General features: G+C 45.4%; 15 protein-coding genes, 1 tRNA gene, 1 pseudogene, 1 riboswitch and 1 other annotated feature. Of the genes and pseudogenes, 1 reads left to right on the forward strand and 16 read right to left on the reverse strand.

The genetic code is table 11. From position 1 onward, the window contains the following. Positions 1-16: 16 nt before the first annotated feature. From T487_RS15360 to T487_RS0104850, 8 genes and pseudogenes are all read right to left on the reverse strand, one after another. Positions 17-1,135, reverse strand: coding sequence for an alpha-amylase family glycosyl hydrolase (locus T487_RS15360; protein ID WP_051651521.1), 1,119 nt, complete (start codon positions 1,133-1,135; stop codon positions 17-19). Then, complete coding sequence (locus T487_RS16795) at positions 1,077-1,646, reverse strand: early set domain-containing protein (protein ID WP_423219166.1); 570 nt, start codon at positions 1,644-1,646, stop codon at positions 1,077-1,079. Before T487_RS16795 ends, T487_RS15360 begins: the two co-directional genes overlap by 59 nt. Positions 1,647-1,745: 99 nt before the next feature. Beyond that, positions 1,746-2,353: pseudogene (locus T487_RS16800) on the reverse strand (pullulanase-associated domain-containing protein); the annotation flags it as partial. 240 nt (positions 2,354-2,593) lie between these two features. Next, the gene (locus tag T487_RS0104830; RefSeq protein ID WP_031574722.1) at positions 2,594-3,691 is read right to left on the reverse strand and encodes a 6-phosphofructokinase; all 1,098 of its coding nucleotides are present in this window, start codon (positions 3,689-3,691) and stop codon (positions 2,594-2,596) included. Between the two features lie 113 nt (positions 3,692-3,804). Then, a complete protein-coding gene (gene murD / locus T487_RS0104835; RefSeq protein ID WP_031574725.1) occupies positions 3,805-5,175 on the reverse strand; it encodes a UDP-N-acetylmuramoyl-L-alanine--D-glutamate ligase in 1,371 nt (456 codons plus the stop codon). 2 nt (positions 5,176-5,177) lie between these two features. After that, entirely contained in the window at positions 5,178-5,885 is a 708-nt protein-coding gene (locus T487_RS0104840) for a DUF624 domain-containing protein (protein WP_031574730.1), read from the reverse strand. Between the two features lie 119 nt (positions 5,886-6,004). Further along, positions 6,005-7,396, reverse strand: coding sequence for a glycine--tRNA ligase (locus tag T487_RS0104845; protein WP_031574732.1), 1,392 nt, complete (start codon positions 7,394-7,396; stop codon positions 6,005-6,007). 225 nt (positions 7,397-7,621) lie between these two features. Beyond that, a tRNA-Asn gene (locus T487_RS0104850) sits at positions 7,622-7,696 on the reverse strand. 221 nt (positions 7,697-7,917) lie between these two features. Next, positions 7,918-8,168: a binding site (T-box leader), on the forward strand. Between the two features lie 44 nt (positions 8,169-8,212). Here T487_RS0104850 and asnA point away from each other — a divergent pair. After that, positions 8,213-9,196, forward strand: coding sequence for an aspartate--ammonia ligase (gene asnA / locus T487_RS0104855; protein ID WP_031574736.1), 984 nt, complete (start codon positions 8,213-8,215; stop codon positions 9,194-9,196). Between the two features lie 69 nt (positions 9,197-9,265). Here the strand turns inward: asnA and lysS are convergent, their stop codons facing one another. The 8 genes from lysS to T487_RS0104895 form a co-directional block, all read right to left on the reverse strand. After that, on the reverse strand, positions 9,266-10,774 hold the full coding sequence (gene lysS / locus T487_RS0104860; protein WP_031574738.1) for a lysine--tRNA ligase: 1,509 nt from the start codon (positions 10,772-10,774) through the stop codon (positions 9,266-9,268). Between the two features lie 4 nt (positions 10,775-10,778). Next, positions 10,779-11,267, reverse strand: coding sequence for a transcription elongation factor GreA (gene greA, locus T487_RS0104865; RefSeq protein ID WP_031574741.1), 489 nt, complete (start codon positions 11,265-11,267; stop codon positions 10,779-10,781). Between the two features lie 66 nt (positions 11,268-11,333). Next, positions 11,334-12,305: a tRNA dihydrouridine synthase DusB gene (gene dusB / locus T487_RS0104870; protein WP_031574744.1), complete on the reverse strand. Its 972-nt coding sequence runs from the start codon at positions 12,303-12,305 to the stop codon at positions 11,334-11,336. Next, on the reverse strand, positions 12,289-13,068 hold the full coding sequence (locus tag T487_RS0104875; protein ID WP_031574747.1) for a type III pantothenate kinase: 780 nt from the start codon (positions 13,066-13,068) through the stop codon (positions 12,289-12,291). Before T487_RS0104875 ends, dusB begins: the two co-directional genes overlap by 17 nt. Before the next feature lie 196 nt (positions 13,069-13,264). Beyond that, complete coding sequence (locus T487_RS0104880) at positions 13,265-13,642, reverse strand: YbjQ family protein (RefSeq protein ID WP_051651523.1); 378 nt, start codon at positions 13,640-13,642, stop codon at positions 13,265-13,267. Between the two features lie 160 nt (positions 13,643-13,802). Continuing rightward, positions 13,803-14,984, reverse strand: a complete 1,182-nt coding sequence (locus T487_RS0104885) for a cation:proton antiporter (protein WP_031574753.1) — start codon at positions 14,982-14,984, stop codon at positions 13,803-13,805. A gap of 55 nt (positions 14,985-15,039) precedes the next feature. After that, positions 15,040-15,117, reverse strand: a riboswitch (Fluoride riboswitch). Positions 15,118-15,142: 25 nt separating this feature from the next. Continuing rightward, on the reverse strand, positions 15,143-16,246 hold the full coding sequence (locus T487_RS0104890; protein ID WP_051651524.1) for a phosphotransferase enzyme family protein: 1,104 nt from the start codon (positions 16,244-16,246) through the stop codon (positions 15,143-15,145). Further along, positions 16,243-17,166 (reverse strand): nucleotidyltransferase family protein, encoded by a 924-nt coding sequence (locus tag T487_RS0104895; RefSeq protein ID WP_031574756.1) that lies wholly within the window; start codon positions 17,164-17,166, stop codon positions 16,243-16,245. The genes T487_RS0104890 and T487_RS0104895 overlap by 4 nt, the downstream gene beginning before the upstream one ends. Positions 17,167-17,176: the final 10 nt, after the last annotated feature.

A 17,176-nucleotide genomic window follows, 5' to 3' on the forward strand; every position in this document is an offset into this window, starting at 1 on the left:
TGTATCGGTATGAGATTCAAACTGCAATATGTTTTGCCACGCAAGCGCCATTCATCCCACGGCTGAAGCCAGGCAAGCTCGGTATGGGCTTTCTGGCGCAATTCCTGTAAGTGATGGTCTGACTGGGTTCCTTCGCCCAGAACCCTTTGGAGTACTTCACGTTCTGATAATTCACCCCAGGATGGTCAATGGAAGCCACAACACCAAACTTTATACTTTCTTCCAAAGCTTCCCCACCATTCACAAATCCTCGGTCTTCATCGGTGAATACATGTCCTTTGATCCCATCACGGATGTCATCAGAAAACGCCGCAATGCCCTCCATTCTCCAAGTGTTCCTCTTTAAAGCCTTTTCCTTGTCAGGTAGAGGGGAGTCTCCCCCAGTCCATCCTTCTCCATAAATGAGAATCGTCGGATCCACTTCGTTCAGGGCTTCTCTAACAGCTTTCATGGTTTCTATGTCATGAAGCGCCATAAGATCAAACCGGAACCCATCCACTTTGTATTCCGTTGCCCAGTACACCACGGAGTCCACAATATACTTTCTCATCATGGACCGTTCGGATGCCGTCTCATTTCCGGTTCCGCTGCCGTTGGAAAAGCTTCCGTCCTCATTCATGCGGTAGTAGTATCCAGGAACAATCTTTGAGAAGTCTGAATCCCCTGACGCTCCAGTGTGGTTGTATACCACGTCCATCACCACACGGATGTCCTTTTCATGGAGCGCTGCCACCATTTCTTTGAACTCCCTGATTCTCACTTCTCCCTCATAAGGGTTGGTGGAGTAGGATCCTTCTGGCACATTGAAATGCTGGGGGTCATATCCCCAGTTGAAGTTATTCTCCGCAAGCTTTGTCTCATCAATACTTCTGAAGTCAAAGGACGGCAGAAGATGAAGATGCGTAATACCCAGCTCCACCAGATGATCCAGCCCAGTTGATACGCCACCTGGTCCTTTGGTTCCGGTTTCCGTAAGGCCCAAGAACTTCCCTTTATGCTCGATACCCGAATCCTCAGAGATTGACAGATCGCGTACATGAAGCATGTAGATGACTGCATCTGTGTACACCTTATACTCAGGCTTCTGAATCTCCTGAAACCCTTCCGGATCGGTTCGGGCAAGATCGATGACCATTCACCCCCACAGATTTCGCATAAGGATCCACAGCTTCCTGTGCGAGGCCAAGATTTTCAACTGAGTAGGTGTAGTACACGCCATGCATGTCTCCGGAAATCACTGTTTCGAAAACCCCCTGAGCTTTCTTCTCCATTTCCACCTGGTCAAACGCTTCCACCGTATCTCCCTTCTGGAAAAGATTGAGGAGTACTTTTGAAGCTTTAGGCGCCCAGAGCCTGAAGGTAGTTCCTTCTTTCTCATAAAGAGCACCCAGTTCTCCATCATAGTGATAGGTCTTCTCGAAAGCGCTGGTAGAAAACACGCCGCTCATAAGAATCTCTTTTTCTCCATAGCCCTCTTTTGCCACCAGATAGGATTTTCCTAGTTCCAGCGGCTCTTTCAAAAGAATCTCAAAAGAGCTCGTCGTCTCCGGTCTTCCCCCTTCACTGAAGTAGATGGCTTCAATCTCCATCCCTTCTTCTCCGGACAGGATTCTAAGGCCTTCTTTCCTGTCATGCAGAAGCGTCATGGGCACAGACAGGTTCACTTTGATTTTATTCACTGTCGCAAGTTCTGCTTTCAGGATCTTTGGCGATAGATCCACTTCTTCCAGCGCATAATATAGAGTCGCATCTTTCTCGAGGAGATATAGATCAAGGACTCCATCCTTGGTTTTAGAAAGCTGGATGAAACGATCCACGTCCACATCCTTCGCTTCCCATTCTCCTTTCCGCACGATGAGACCAAGTTCCTCAGCATCTCCAGGAACCACTGGAATTTCTGCCACAGCCCCATATTCATCTGATGCTGTAAATTCATAAGCTGCACCTTCTCCGCCTTGTGGCCAGATCCAAAGGTTCCATCCATCATAGTTCTCGTCAAATCTTCGGTAATGAACCTTCAGTGTCAGTTCTCCAGGAAGTTTAGGCGTATCTGTCTCTACCCCAGGCTCTTCTGTATAGATCGTTTCCTCTCCTTCTACCAGCCAGATTTCTGCTTCATTACCAGAAACCTCGATGAACCAGTCTTTGTCCACGTCCTTCTCTTCCCAGTTTCCCTTTCGTAGAATGAATCCGAAGGATCCAGAATCGCTGCTTTTCGTCACTTCCAGGATCTTTCCGAACTCATCCTCTTCGGTGAAGTCCAGCTGCTCTCCTGTCCCCCTTGGGCCCACAGCCATAGATTCCAGCCCTCATAATCCTGGTTCTTTCTCTGATAGTGGACTGTAAGCTTCACTTCATTGTCCGCTCTTGTTCCATCACATCTCCCAGCGAAAGCATCGGGGACAGCAGCAGTAATATCAGAAGAAGCACGCTGGTCCTTCTGAGCATCTTATTTTTTCTCATTCTTTTCCCTTCCTTTTCTTATGATTCTTTCTTCGACAGTTTACAGAAAGTATATCATGCAAACGTATGCATAACTGCATCAAAAAAAAGGCTCCGCTGTGAAGCAAAGCCTTTTACGTTCTTTATAAAATTAGTCTCCGAAAGCGATTCCGATGGCTTTGGCCATTTCAACCAGTTCACCGTTTGGATTCACATTCTTGGACTTTCTGCCAATAACATTTTCCAGGGAATCATAGGACATGGTGTCTCCCTTCAGGGTTACCATATTACCAAACTTTCCTTCCACTGCAAGCTTTACAGCAGCTACACCATACCGTGTGGAGAGAATTCTGTCGGAAGAGGATGGACTTCCACCTCTTTGCAGGTGTCCCAGAATGGTAGCTCTTGCTTCATTGCCACAGATTCTTTCCAGATCATGGGCAACCTTCAGTCCAATACCACCCAGTCTGATTGGGTCTGGTGAGTCTGCAATGACTTCACGAACCACCACTTCGCCATCAATAGGCTTTGCACCTTCTCCTACAACAATGACGGAGAAGTTCTTTCCCTGTCTCTTTCTTTCTTCAATCTTCTCAGCAATCTTATGGATATCATAAGGAATTTCAGGCAGAAGAATCGCATCTGCACCACCTGCAATACCAGCATGGAGAGCAATCCATCCAGCGTATCTTCCCATGACTTCCAGAACCATGATTCTGTGATGGGACATGGCTGTGGTATGGAGTCTGTCCAGTGCTTCTGTAGCTACACCAACCGCCGTATTAAAACCGAAGGTTGTGTCTGTGGATGCCAGATCATTGTCGATGGTCTTTGGAATTGCAATGACTTTCACACCTTTTCTTGCAAAATCTCTTGCAGAGGTCAGTGTACCGTCTCCACCTATGATAAACATCACATCGATGTCCAGTTTCTTCAGGTTTTCAACCCCTACATCTGACACATCTTTATATACCATCTCGCCATTCTCTTCCACAAGATAATGGAACAGATTGTCTTTGTTGGAGCTATAGAGCATAGTTCCACCCTTGTGAAGAAGACCTGAAATAGACTCTCCATCGAGTTTTACCCAGTCATTCTCATAAAGTCCCTTATACCCGTTACGGATTCCGATGACTTCCCAACCATACTGGCTGATGGCTGTTTTTGTTACCGCTCTGATGACCGGATTCAGTCCTGGGCAGTCCCCACCGCCCGTCATAATGCCAATTCTTTTAATGTTCGTTTTCATAAGATTTACCCTCCTGCTTGCCAAACGGCAAAATAGTACCCGATTCTTTTGTTGCTGTGTCCTTTACAATTCTACCCCAAAGTTGCCATTGTTACAATTATCACGACAGATTTTTAGAAATTGTTCACGAGTTCCACAAAGCGGTCTCCACGGACTTCAAAGTTCTTGAACTCATCAAAACTTGCACAAGCCGGCGACAGAAGTGAAAAGTCCCCAGGTTCGCTGATTTCTTTAAGTTTCAGCACTGCGTCATCAAAGTTCTCCGCAAAAAAAAGCGGAATCTCCACACCATTTTTCTTCTTGGTATCCACAAAGGCCTGATGGATCTTCTCTTTTGTAGCGCCAACCAAAACTGCGCCCTTCACATATAAATGCGCATTCTCTGCTAAAACCGCAAAGTCCAGATGCTTATCATACCCTCCCAGAATGATGTTGACTTTTTTTTCAAAGGAAGAGATCGTTGCAAGGGTCCTTACCGGACTGGAAGCAATGGAGTCATTGTAGTATCTGACACCGTGGTGTTCTCTAACAAACTGGCACCTATGTTTTACCCCTTCAAAAGCCAAAGCGACCTTTTTCATGACCGGAACTGGCACCCATTTTTCCACCGCCAGAAATGCGGCCAGAAAATTCTCCGCATTGTGCACGCCCTTCACCTTCATCTCAGGCAGGCTTACTACAGGCTCTTTGTGCAGATACAAGATGCCGTCTTTGTAATACGCATCTGTATTTTCATTTTTGCTGGAGAAGGTTCTCATCTCCCCAGCTGCCAGTGATTTAAAACTGTGGGTCACCTCGTTGTCCTCATTGAGAATGAGAAGATCCCCTTTGTTCTGGAATCTGAAGATATTTTTCTTCGCTTCCGCGTACTCTTCCATATCCTTATGAACATCCAGATGATTTGGCGTAAGGTTTGTGACGACGGCGGTTTCTGGAGAGACCGTCATGGTCATGAGCTGGAAGCTTGACAGCTCCAGCACCACAAAATCCTTTTCTGTGATCTCCTCTACTTTTGTGAAGAGAGGGGTTCCGATATTTCCGCCCACATAAACCGAATGTCCTACGGCTTTTAATAGTTCTCCCACTACAGTAGTTGTGGTGGTCTTTCCATCACTTCCTGTGATTCCTATGGTTCTTCCTTTGGTGTATTTCAGAAATTCTTCCATTTCTGAGGTCACCACTGCCCCTTCTTTTTCCGCTTCCAGAAGAGCGGGATGGTCTGGCCTCATCCCGGGCGTTTTAAAAATCACATGAAGACCTGCGAGATGGCTGAGATAATCCTCTCCCAGATGGAGCACCACCTGGTCTTTCATTTCTCTCACAAGAGGCGGCAGATTCTCCAATGGACTTCTATCAAACCCATAGACCTTGGCCCCCAGCTTCAGAAGAAATTCCATGAGAGGGATATTACTGACACCAAGACCTACAACCCCTACTTTTTTGTCTCTGATAAAGTTTTTGAATGCACTAAAATCCTTTTTCATATCTACTTCCTTGTTTTTTTATTCGCTTCCTGTTTCTCTGACAAATCACGGTCTTTCTGATGTTTATAAAGAATCCTCTGTACATAGGCAGCTAAAGAGAACCCGATGACCAAAGGAAAAATAATGAGCCTTCCAAAATACACACTGACAAACAGTATGAGCAGTGCAGCTGCACCTCTCAGCACTCCTTGGAACAGCTTTATTCTCATTTTCTTCAGGTGCTCCTTCAACGTGCCTTTTTCCTCCGCTATGAGCGGTACCAGTCCAAGAAGGAACATCAGCACAAAAATCAGCAGGATATCCACAGCTCTTCTCATACCATTCTGGTCTATGATGCTGAAAAAGAGACTGTTGTTGAGCATGAATGCAGTGAAAAAAGAACCGAGTGTTCCAAGCACTATGGTTTTTTTGAACTGCTTTCTGTACCCTTCGAAAAACCGTTTATAAATGTTGCTTTTGTCTTCTCCAGCTCCTCCCAACGCTATGTAGAGCGCAGTGTAGGCAGGGTAAAGCGGAATCATCACCAGCGCCATGAGAAGATAGTAGACGGCCAGATTATCCGGTTCTGCAAACAAAAGAAAAATCAATATATGGATGTTCACAAGGATAAAAAGTGCGTTGCCCATGATGCCATCATAGACCTGATCCACGGATTTTTTCACCTGTGAAAGGGCAAGCTCCTGATCCCGTTCTTTTTTACTGTCTTTCATACGTCCTCCCATACTTCCTGTATTCATCTATTATTCTACAGTCTTTTGCTTAAACTGCAAATTATTTCAGTCAGAAAAAAGAGAAGAGGGCAGACTATGCCTTCTTCTCCTTTAAGTGGTTAAAATATAAGTTTCTTGTCAATATAGTCAATGAGATCAAAGACGGACAGACGGATCTGCTCCATGGTGTCTCTGTCTCTTAGGGTTACTGTCTGATCTTCCAGGGTATCAAAGTCGATGGTGATGCAGTAAGGTGTTCCGATCTCGTCTTGTCTTCTGTATCTCTTTCCAATACTTCCCGCATCATCATACTCGCACTGGAAATGCTTGGACAGCTGTGCATAGACTTCCATAGCCTTCTCAGAAAGCTTCTTTGAAAGGGGCAGAATTGCAGCTTTCACCGGTGCGATGGCAGGATGGAACTTCAGAACGGTTCTTACATCTCCGCCTTCCAGCTCTTCTTCTTCATAAGCGTCGGACAAGAAGGAAAGGAACAGTCTGTCTACACCTACAGAGGGCTCCACACAGTAGGGCACATACTTTTCGTTGGTCACAGGATCCATATACATCATATCGGTCTTTGCATGGGTGGCATGCTGCATGAGATCATAATCCGTTCTGTCCGCAATACCCCATAGCTCGCCCCATCCAAAGGGGAATCTGTACTCGATGTCTGCGGTGCCTACGCTGTAGAAGGAAAGCTCCTCTGGTGCATGGTCTCTCATTCTGAGGTTCTCTTCGGTGAGTCCCAGATCCGTCAAAAACTCCATGCAGTACTTCTTCCAGAAGGCAAACCACTCCAGATCGGTACCAGGCTTACAGAAAAACTCCAGCTCCATCTGCTCGAACTCTCTGGTTCTGAAAATGAAGTTGCCAGGGGTAATTTCATTTCTGAAGGACTTACCAATCTGACCAATCCCAAATGGCACTTTCTTACGGGTCGTTCTTGCGATGTTCTTGAAATTCACAAAAATACCTTGGGCTGTTTCAGGACGAAGATAAATTTCAGTCTTGGACTCATCGGTGATACCAAGATAGGTTTTGAACATCAGATTGAACTTTCTGATGTCTGTGAAGTTTTTCTTCCCGCACTTTGGACATACAATGCCATGCTCGTCTATGTAGGCTTTCAGCTCCGCTTCTGTCTTTCCGTCCGCAGAGGCATACTCTACGCCCTGCTCTGTCATATGGTCTTCCACCAGTTTGTCTGCTCTAAAACGAGCCTTGCACTCTTTACAGTCCATGAGCGGATCGGAGAAGCTGTCCACATGACCAGAAGCTTTCCATACTTCTGGGTTCATAAGAATCGCTGAATCCAGTCCCACATTATAAGGGCTTTCCTGGATGAATCTCTTCCACCAGGCCTTCTTTATGTTGTTTTTCAGTTCTACCCCCAAAGGACCATAATCCCAAGAGTTTGAAAGTCCTCCGTACAGTTCCGAGCCAGGGTAGACAAATCCTCTTCCCTTGCTGAGTGCTACAATTTTATCCATTGTTTTTTCCATGGTGATTCCTCCTTGAAATTAAATTTTGAAACCAAAAAGAGCTTATACCGTGAAGGGACGGATAATTCCGCGGTTCCACCCTTCTTGGCATAAGCCCTGCTTTTACAAACACATTCTGCTCCAAAGCGCCCTTCTTCCTTCTGCCTTAAATCCTTGCACCATCCGGATTTTCTCTAAAAGTTCAGAAAGGAATACTCCTCTTTATCATCACAGATATTTAGATAAAAAAAATGGCTCCGCGAAGAGGACTCGAACCTCCAACCTATCGGTTAACAGCCGAGTGCTCCACCATTGAGCTATCGCGGAACGTCATTACAAAGACTATTATACCAAGCCCAAAAAATAATGCAAGGCTTTATTTCAAAAATTTTTACAGGAGTTTTTCCGTTATTTTACAGAATGACTCTCCATCCAACCTTGTTCTTTCTCCTGAGCGGAAGGTAGTTCTGCAGCTAAAATTCTTTTCCTACGCACAAGCAAAAATAAAAAAAGCTTGACTCTTCTCTCAGAATTCCTATAATAAATATAAACAAGTGTTGATGAGACGAGTACACGATTGAAAAAGTTCAGAGAGCCGGGGAAAGGTGTGAGCCCGGTCTTCAGGAGATCAGTGGAAAAACAGCTCGGAGCTGCCGGAAGAATCTTAGTAGACCCGGCCGGGCCTTCCCGTTACAGAAGTCGGATATCGGCGTTTACCATGCCCGTATCTTAAAAGTGAGCTGAAGCAATTTGGCTAAACTGGGTGGTACCGCGGAAGACCTTTCCTTTCGTCCCAATTGTAGGGATGGAAAGGAATTTTTTATTTTACGGGAGGAAACCACCATGTACCAAAGCACACTGACCATCAAAGAAACCCAGAAAGCCATCAAGCTCATCAAAGTCTTTTTTGAGCGGGAGCTCTCAGAGCGTCTTCATCTGACTCGCGTCTCCGCCCCACTGTTTATCGAAAAGGGCAACGGTCTAAACGACGACCTGAACGGCATTGAGCGCCCAGTCTCCTTCGATATTCTCCATACCGGAAAAGAAGTGGAGATTGTGCAGTCCCTGGCCAAATGGAAAAGAAAAGCCCTCATGGACTATGAGTTCACTTTAGGAGAAGGCCTCTATACCAACATGAACGCAATCCGGCGCGATGAGACGCTAGACGCCATTCACAGCATCTATGTGGACCAGTGGGACTGGGAAAAGATCATCGGAGAAGGAGAGAGAACTCTAGATACCCTGAAAGATACAGTTTCTATCATCTACTCCATCTTTAAGGATGCAGAGATTTTGCTCTACAAGACCTATCCTCATCTGAAGCCACAGCTTCCGGAGTCTCTTTCTTTCATCACTTCAGAGGAGCTTCTGCTGAAATATCCAGACCTGACTTCCAAGGAACGGGAGCGGGCTTTTGCAAAAGAAACAGGCGCATTTTTTCTTATTGGTATTGGAGACCTTCTCTCCAGTGGAGAGCGCCATGATGGAAGAGCACCGGACTACGATGACTGGTCTCTAAATGGAGATCTCATTTTCTACAACGAAGTGCATGATGATGCTCTAGAGCTTTCATCCATGGGGATCCGTGTGGACAAGAATGCACTTCTTTATCAGCTGGAAGCAGCAAAAAAAGAAGACCGCAAAGGACTCATCTATCACAGTCTTCTTCTGGAAGGCAAGCTGCCCCAGACCATCGGCGGTGGCATCGGGCAGTCCCGAATTTGTCAGTTTCTCTTAAGAAAATATCATATCGGTGAAGTGCAGAGCAGCATCTGGCCAGAAGATATGAGACTGGACCTCATGAAAAAGAACATCCATCTGCTTTAAGTTTTAGTACAAGCAAAAAACCGGAAGCCTTCCTTTCTAAGGAAATAGCTTCCGGTTTATTTTTCATTCTTAGTCCTGTGGCTTCATGGTTGGGAAGAGAATGATGTCTCTGATGGAATGCGCATCCGTCAGGAACATAACGATTCTGTCCACACCAATACCAAGTCCGCCTGTTGGAGGCATACCTGTCTCCAGTGCGCTCATGAACTCTTCGTCGATCATGTAAGCTTCGTCATCGCCCAGTTCTCTTTCCTTAGCCTGCTGGCTGAAACGCTCTCTCTGAACAATCGGATCATTCAGCTCTGAGTATGCATTACAGATCTCACGTCCAAAGATGAACCCTTCAAATCTTTCTGTGTATTCTTCATTTCCTCTCTTCTTCTTTGTCAGAGGAGAGATCTCCACCGGATAGTCACAGATGAAGGTTGGCTGAATGAGCTTCTCTTCACAGAAACGCTCGAACATAGCGTTCAGAACATCTCCCTTGGTGGTATGCTTGATGTCATATTTGAAGTCATCCTGCATATGGAACTTCTTTGCTGCCTCATGGGCCTCTTCTAAAGTAATGGTGTTGAAGTCAATACCGGTTTCTTCCTTAACAATATCTGCCATGGTGACTCTTCTCCATGGTGGTGTCAGATCGATTTCAGTCCCTTCATAGTTGATCATCATGGAACCGTTGACCTTCATCGCAACAGAAGATACCAGATCCTCTGTGAGGTCCATCATATCATTATAATCACTGTAAGCTTCATAAAGCTCAATCATGGTGAACTCTGGATTGTGCTTGTAGTCAATTCCTTCATTTCTGAAGTTCTTGCCCATATCATACACCTTCTCAAATCCACCAACGATGAGTCTCTTCAGATAAAGCTCTGTGGCAATTCTTAAGTACATGTCGATGTCCAGCGCATTGTGGTGGGTGACGAAAGGTCTTGCAGCAGCACCACCGGCGATGGGAGACAGAATTGGTGTCTCCACCTCAAGATATCCTCGGTCATCCAGGTAATTTCTGATGGCAGAAATGATTCTCGTTCTCTTGATCATCTTTTCCTTCACATCTGGATTCACGATGAGATCCACTTCTCTTTGACGGTATCTGATGTCTGTGTCCACCAGGCCATGCCACTTGTCTGGCAGCGGCTTCAGTGCCTTGGCAATGAGCTCAAAGCTCTTGACTTCCAGAGACACTTCTCCGGTTTTTGTGATAAAGACATTTCCTTCTACACTGATCCAGTCTCCCAGATCAAGAGTCTTGAAGAACTTCAGCTTTTCTTCTCCCACGTTGTCCAGCTTCACATAAAGCTGCAGCTTTCCTTCACGGTCGTGGATATCGGAGAAACCTGCTTTTCCCTGTACTCTCTTTCTCATGAGTCTTCCAGCGGTCTTGATATGAACGCCTTCCAGAGTTTCATGGTTTTCCTTGATTTCCTTGGAACTATGGGTTACTTCCACCTTATACACATCAAAAGGATCTTTGCCATCCTCCTGAAGCGCCTTCAGCTTTTCGCGTCTTTGCAGCTCCTGCTCTGACAGCTTCTCTTCCTGGTCTATGATCTGGTTCTCTTCGTTTGTCAAAATTCTACACCTGCTCTCTTCCAATTTCTAAAATCTTAAACTTGCTCATGCCATTTGGCACCTGGGCTACCACTTCATCATCCACTTTATGTCCAAGCAGGGCGTTGCCCACTGGAGACTCGTTGGAAATTTTGAAGTTCATTGGATCTGCTTCTGTGGATCCAACGATGGAATAAGTCACTTCCTCTTCAAAGTCATAGTCATAGACAGTAACTCTTGAACCTATGCCCACCACATCAGAGGAGATATCATTCTCATCGATGACAGATGCATTACGGAGTGTATTTTCAAGCTGAACAATCTTTCCTTCCACGAAAGCCTGTTCATTCTTCGCTTCATCGTATTCGGAGTTTTCGCTGAGATCTCCATAACCTAGGGCTACCTTGATCTTTTCAGTGATTTCTTTACGTTTCACTGTCTTTAGATATTCCAGCTCGCTTTCAAGCTTTTTGACCCCTTCATAGGTCATGATAAATTTCTTTGCTTCGCTCATTTTAAATCCCCTTCTGTTATATTTGATTTTCTATTATAGTGACATTCCCCTTCCCTGTCAATGATTTTAGCCATTTTGGAGAAGCTCGTCTTTGTATGTTGCAAGGAGTTCCAGCACCTTTTCAGGGTCGGTCTCCTGGTTGATAGCATTTTTCACTTCCGTATTTCTTGGAAGTCCTTTGATATACCATCCGATATGTTTTCTCATCTCACGAACTGCTTTATGCTCCCCTTCATAGGATAAAGTATTTTTATAATGGAGCATCAGAATATCCATTCTCTCTTCAAATCCTGGACGTTCATAGGATTTACCTTCGAGTGCCGCATTGATTTCTTCGAAAATCCATGGATTTCCTAAAGCTCCTCTGGCTACCATGATGCCGTCACATCCTGTCTCCAGAACTTCTAAGGCATCTTCTCCTGTGAAGATATCGCCATTCCCTATGACAGGAATAGAAAGTGATTCCTTGATTTTTCGAATGATTTCACGATCAGACTCGCCGGAGTAATACTGCTCCCTGAATCTTCCGTGGACTGTGACAAGATCCGCGCCAGCGTCTTCCATCATTTTGGCAAAGTCCAGTGCTGTTTCGTCATCCATCTTAAACCCTCTTCTGAACTTGCAGGTGACGGGTTTTGAAGTGGCTTTCTTCACCTCACGGAGTATGCCTGCGGCTTTTTCTGGATCCAGCATAAGTGCAGAACCCTCCCCGTTTTTCACAAGCTTTGGCGCAGGGCATCCCATATTGATGTCAAGAAGAACGATGTCCTCATTTTCATCAAGAACTCTAGCTGTTTCCGCCATAATATCCTTTTCGCTGCCAAAAAGCTGCACCGCTATAGGTTTTTCCTTGGGTGAGATTCTCAGAAGCTCCTTGGTGTTGTGGCTTCCATAATGGAGCGCTTTCGCACTGACCATCTCTGAGTATACCATAGAACAACCCATGGATATGGCAATTTCTCGGAAAGAAATATCTGTAATGCCTGCCATCGGCGCAAGAAAGACTTTACTCTCAAGGATCTTATTTCTTATTTTTATCATAGATCAGTTTCAGCCCTTCCAGGGTAAGATTAGGTTCCAGGGCATCGATACAGTCCGTGCTCTGTTTCATGAGTCTGGAGAATCCTCCAGTGGCCACTACAAATGGCTCCTCTTCTCCATCCTCCATCATCTCAATCTTCATCAGCTTCACGAGTCTCTCCACAAGGCCGATATAGCCATGGACAAGGCCCGACTGCATGGAGACCACAGTATTCTTCCCGATGACCTTCTCAGGCTTCAGGAGCTCAATACGGGGCAGTTTCGCTGCTTTTTCAAAAAGAGCATCTGCAGAAATTTTAATGCCCGGAGAAATGATTCCTCCTGCATAGGTTCCATCTTTCTTCACAGAACAGAAGGTGGTTGCAGTACCAAAATCAATGATGATCAGACTCTTTTTGTATTTTGCGGAAGCGGCCACAGCGTTTACGATTCTGTCTGCTCCTACTTCCTTCGGATTGTCTGTTTTTACATTGATGCCTGTTTTCACGCCGGCGCCCACTACAATTGGTGTCACTTTGAATACCTTGCGCACCATATTCTCTAGTGAGTACATGACATTCGGTACAACAGAGGAGATGATGACTCCTTCTATGGCACTGGGCTCCAGATTGTTCAGTCTGAAAAGACTGATGACATCAATGGAGATTTCATCTGATGTTTTCATGCTGTTGGTGGATAGTCTAAAATCAGAAATAATCTTTTTACCGTCATGGACACCCATGACGATGTTGGTATTTCCTACGTCAATTAACAGGATCATAAGACAACTCCCCATGTAATTTTAAAAGCAGCTGAAAAGCTGCTTTCCCTAAACTTCATTATAGCAATAATATTTTTAACACTATAATTATAGTAAAAAACCCCTTTTTGTCAAGCCAATTTTCATCTTTCGTCTTGATTCACAAGGAGACAACCATACGCAAAGCTCTACATTCCAGAGATTGAATCACAGTAAATCATAAGATTCTTTTACTATGTTTTGATACATACTCTTCTGTTGCAGGTACTAGATGCACAATCGTTCCATTGGCGATTACACCAACTCTGTTTCCCGAAAACTCTGTGTAGTCAAAATCTACACCAATTACTGCATTGCCTCCATGAATCACCGCTTGCGCTTTCAGCTGCAGAAATGCAGCTTTTTTGGCATCCTGAAGCTTTCTTTCGAATCCAGTTGACCTCAGTCCAAAAAAGTCAGCAAAATCGCCACTGAATTCTGAGAAAAAACCCGTTCCCAAGACTACTTCAGATGTGACAATATCGACATACTCTTCCACTAAAAAGCCGTCAATATGATTTGTTGTTGTGAGAATAACTTGTTCAGCTTTCTCCATGATGATTTCTGTCGCACAGTGGCTACAGTACTCCTCATTTAATACAATCCTATAATCATCTGTCAAATCACTGATTTCTTTTTTGCAAGAACTACATATAATACTCAAACTATTCATCTCCGATGCGTTTATTACTATTATGTACTATAGTATCATATTTTCACTTAGATCCTACTAAGAGCCTTTCATAGCTTCGATCCACAAGAATCGCACCTAAAGGTGCTGTGAGCACAATGGAGACCACAGCCACCGTCAGGATGATTTCACCCGATGGGAGCCCCATGGCAAGAGGCAGCCCTCCAATGGCTGCTTGAACTGTAGCCTTGGGAAGATACGCCATGGCCGAGAAGACCCTTTCCTTCCTTGTGAGCGGTGTTTTCAAAAGACTGAGGAATACCCCTAGAACTCTAAAAAGAAGCGCCAGAAGGACCAGAAAGACCGCTGGCAGACCTGCAGTGAGCACAAGGCTCAAGTTTACAGAGGCGCCCACAAGGACAAAGAGCAGGAGCTCCGCTGCTACCCAAAGCTTGGAGAACTTCCCAGAAAGTCTCTTTGCCACCTCATACTTCTTTTCCTGAAGCAAAATCCCCATGGCCATGACGGCTAATAGTCCGGAGAATCCTATCTTTCCCTGGAGCCTGTCTTCCAAAGAGACCAGAAGAAAGGCCACGGAAAGAATCACGAGAACCTTTCCGGTGTCTCTTATATGGAACCGCACAAAAAGCCATGAAAGAACTGTTCCTACGGCGCCTCCTGTAACCACGCCTAAAAGAATGGCCACAGGAATACTAAGAAATTCACCTGCGTGCATTTCTCCTGTGAGGGCAAATCCCGTAAAAGCCGTAAATAGAACAATGACAAACACATCATCCACAGAGGCTCCCGCCATGATCATCTGAGGGATCTTCTGATCTCTTCCGTATCCGTTCTCCATCAGCTTCAGCATCCTCGGCACAATCACCGCCGGAGATACCGCAGCCACCACGGTACCTAAGATGAGCGCATCAAGGACACCCAGCCCCAAAAACTTTGGTGCCAGAAGCGTCACACCTAAAATTTCAAATACTGCAGGGACAAAGCAGAGAAGCATTGCGGGCCTTCCTACCTTTCTGAGATCCTTCAGATCCAGATTGAGTCCTGCCCTGGTGAGAATGATGATGAGTGCGATCTTTCTCAGTTCAGAAGAAATTCCAAGGATGCTCCCATCAATATAATTCAGCATGTAGGGGCCAAGAAGCACCCCAGTCAGCAGCATGCCAAGAAGCTTCGGAAGACCAAGCTTATCAAAAATTTTACCGAGAAACATCCCCAGAAGAAAGATCAGCGCCAAAGAAAATAACATAATACACTCTCCATTCTTAAGTAAGGGCAAAAAAAAAGCCAATGCCCCTACGATTTTCGTCGTAGAAGTCATCAGCATTCAAGCGGTTTTGGCAATTTTCATACCACGGAAGCACTTCATTTCCAGAAAACTATCTTAGTACATGACCTGCGCTTCAGTCAAGACCCACTTCTGTGTTTTTTAATGATTTCTATCATCTGCTGATAGTCCCGCTCCATGTCAGAAACAAGCTTCATCTGATTCCTTGCTCGGTGCAGATTATGTTCCGGATAGGATGTTTTATAGTACACATCCCCTTCCAGATAATCCTTCAGAAATCTCATACCGCATTCAAAGGTCATAATTTTGGCTGCAAAAGGAAGGTATTCAATCTCAAGGTCCATCAAAAACTCTCCGTGGCTGAAGTAGCCATTCACATAGGCTTCAAAAAGCCCCAGATCAAAATGCACTTTGCTGAGGTCTTTCTCATCTTCCACGGCAGTGGTCGCACCGGACCGGATGGCATCTCCAAAATCATAAAGTGAAACCCCTGGCATTACGGTATCAAGATCCACAAGGCACACCGCTTCTCTGGTCTCATCATCAATCATGACATTGTTGTATTTCGTGTCATTATGAGTCACACGCACCGGGAGACTTCCTTCCCGAAGAAGTCCGTTGATGATCTTCGTGTCCTTCTCTCTCTCCAGAAAAAACTCAATCTCCTCCGCACACGCTGCTGCGCGGTTTACCGGATTCTCCCGCACGGTATGCTGGAAGTCCAAAAATCGCTTTTCTGTGTTGTGAAAATCTTTGATGGTCTCATGGAGTGTCTGTCCATCAAACTCCCCAAGAAGCTTCTGAAACTTTCCTAACGCCTGACCGGACTTAAAGAAGTCCTCTGGTCCTCCCACAATTTCGTAGGATCTGGCCCCTTCAATGAAGCGGTAACATCTGTAGAACTCTCTCTCGTAGAGCACATGGTGGGCCCCTTCTTTTGTATGCAGTACTTGGAGCACTTCTTTATCCACATCTCCACCGGCTTTTTCCACACATTCTTTCAGATACTCTGTGACTTTCACGATATTATCCATGAGCGCCACAGGGTCCTTGAATATCGAACGGTTGATCCTCTGAAGAATAAAGCGCTTTTCCTCTCCATTTTCCATGCGGACACTGACACGGTAGGTGTCATTGATGTGTCCTTTTCCGTATCTTGTGATTTCTGTAATTTCTCCCCCCTCTAAAAAGGGCAGGAATATCTTCTCTAGACTATCTCTCATATTTCCTCCCACAGTTTTTCGGGATACTGTCCCTTTCTGATTTTTTCAAGAAGTCCTTCGGCCACATAGGCTTTGTCCTCCTGATATGTCATCCCAAGCCAGGTCTCCTTACTTTCCCTCACAAGAACCTCCAGCTCTTTCCCATCTACCAGAGCCTGAACAGCTTCTGGAAGCAGAAACTCTTTTTTCATTTCCTGTCCCGAGGTTCTCAGAAATGCTGCGAACTCTTTCTCCAGCTGGCTGAAAATGGTCGGATGAAACCCCCATACATTCATGGAAACCGGCTGACTGGGAAGCACTTTCAGATCTGCCCATTCCTGTGAGCGGATTTCTTCTCCTTCATAGGAAAGATCTTTAATCTCCCGCACGTGAAGAAGCATACCGTCTTCTCTTGCAGTGACGAGCCCCCGGGATACGCTGCCGAACCTGCTCATGGTTTTCTTCAGCTCATAGGCGATGAGCGCTCCCTGCTTTTCATCCAGTGTATCCAGTATAATGGACATCTTCTCGAAGGTTTCTGCTCCATAAAAATCATCTGCATTAATGACCATAAAGGGTCCGCTGATTTCATGGCGTGCCGCATATACTGCCTGTCCAGTCCCCCAGGGCTTTTCCCGATCTGAAGACAGAACATCTTTATCGGTCCCCTCAGGCACATCTTCTTTCTCCTGATAGGCATAGGCAATCTTTCCATAAGGTTTCATTTTGTCCGCAAAAGCTGCTTCAAAGAGATGCTGATTCTCCTTGCGGATCATCAGCACAACTTTTGTGAATCCATATCTGAAAGCATCATACATAGAGTACTCCAGAATGCACTCTCCTGCTGGACCTACAGGAGTCAGCTGCTTCAGGCCACCAAATCTGGAGCCCATACCCGCAGCCATAACCAGCAGGTTTTTTTCTCTCTTTTGTCCGATCATCCTTCTCCTC

The organism is Proteiniclasticum ruminis DSM 24773 (genome assembly GCF_000701905.1).
Lineage (GTDB): Bacteria > Bacillota > Clostridia > Clostridiales > Clostridiaceae > Proteiniclasticum > Proteiniclasticum ruminis.

Coding starts and splice junctions, on each gene's coding strand:
- T487_RS15360 (WP_051651521.1), bottom strand. CDS start 1,135: ATGGTCATCGATCTTGCCCGAACCGATCCGGAAGGGTTTCAGGAGATT.
- T487_RS16795 (WP_423219166.1), bottom strand. CDS start 1,646: ATGACGCTTCTGCATGACAGGAAAGAAGGCCTTAGAATCCTGTCCGGA.
- T487_RS0104830 (WP_031574722.1), bottom strand. CDS start 3,691: ATGAAAACGAACATTAAAAGAATTGGCATTATGACGGGCGGTGGGGAC.
- murD (WP_031574725.1), bottom strand. CDS start 5,175: ATGAAAAAGGATTTTAGTGCATTCAAAAACTTTATCAGAGACAAAAAA.
- T487_RS0104840 (WP_031574730.1), bottom strand. CDS start 5,885: ATGAAAGACAGTAAAAAAGAACGGGATCAGGAGCTTGCCCTTTCACAG.
- asnA (WP_031574736.1), top strand. CDS start 8,213: ATGTACCAAAGCACACTGACCATCAAAGAAACCCAGAAAGCCATCAAG.
- greA (WP_031574741.1), bottom strand. CDS start 11,267: ATGAGCGAAGCAAAGAAATTTATCATGACCTATGAAGGGGTCAAAAAG.
- T487_RS0104875 (WP_031574747.1), bottom strand. CDS start 13,068: ATGATCCTGTTAATTGACGTAGGAAATACCAACATCGTCATGGGTGTC.
- T487_RS0104880 (WP_051651523.1), bottom strand. CDS start 13,642: ATGGAGAAAGCTGAACAAGTTATTCTCACAACAACAAATCATATTGAC.
- T487_RS0104885 (WP_031574753.1), bottom strand. CDS start 14,984: ATGTTATTTTCTTTGGCGCTGATCTTTCTTCTGGGGATGTTTCTCGGT.
- T487_RS0104890 (WP_051651524.1), bottom strand. CDS start 16,246: ATGAGAGATAGTCTAGAGAAGATATTCCTGCCCTTTTTAGAGGGGGGA.
- T487_RS0104895 (WP_031574756.1), bottom strand. CDS start 17,166: ATGATCGGACAAAAGAGAGAAAAAAACCTGCTGGTTATGGCTGCGGGT.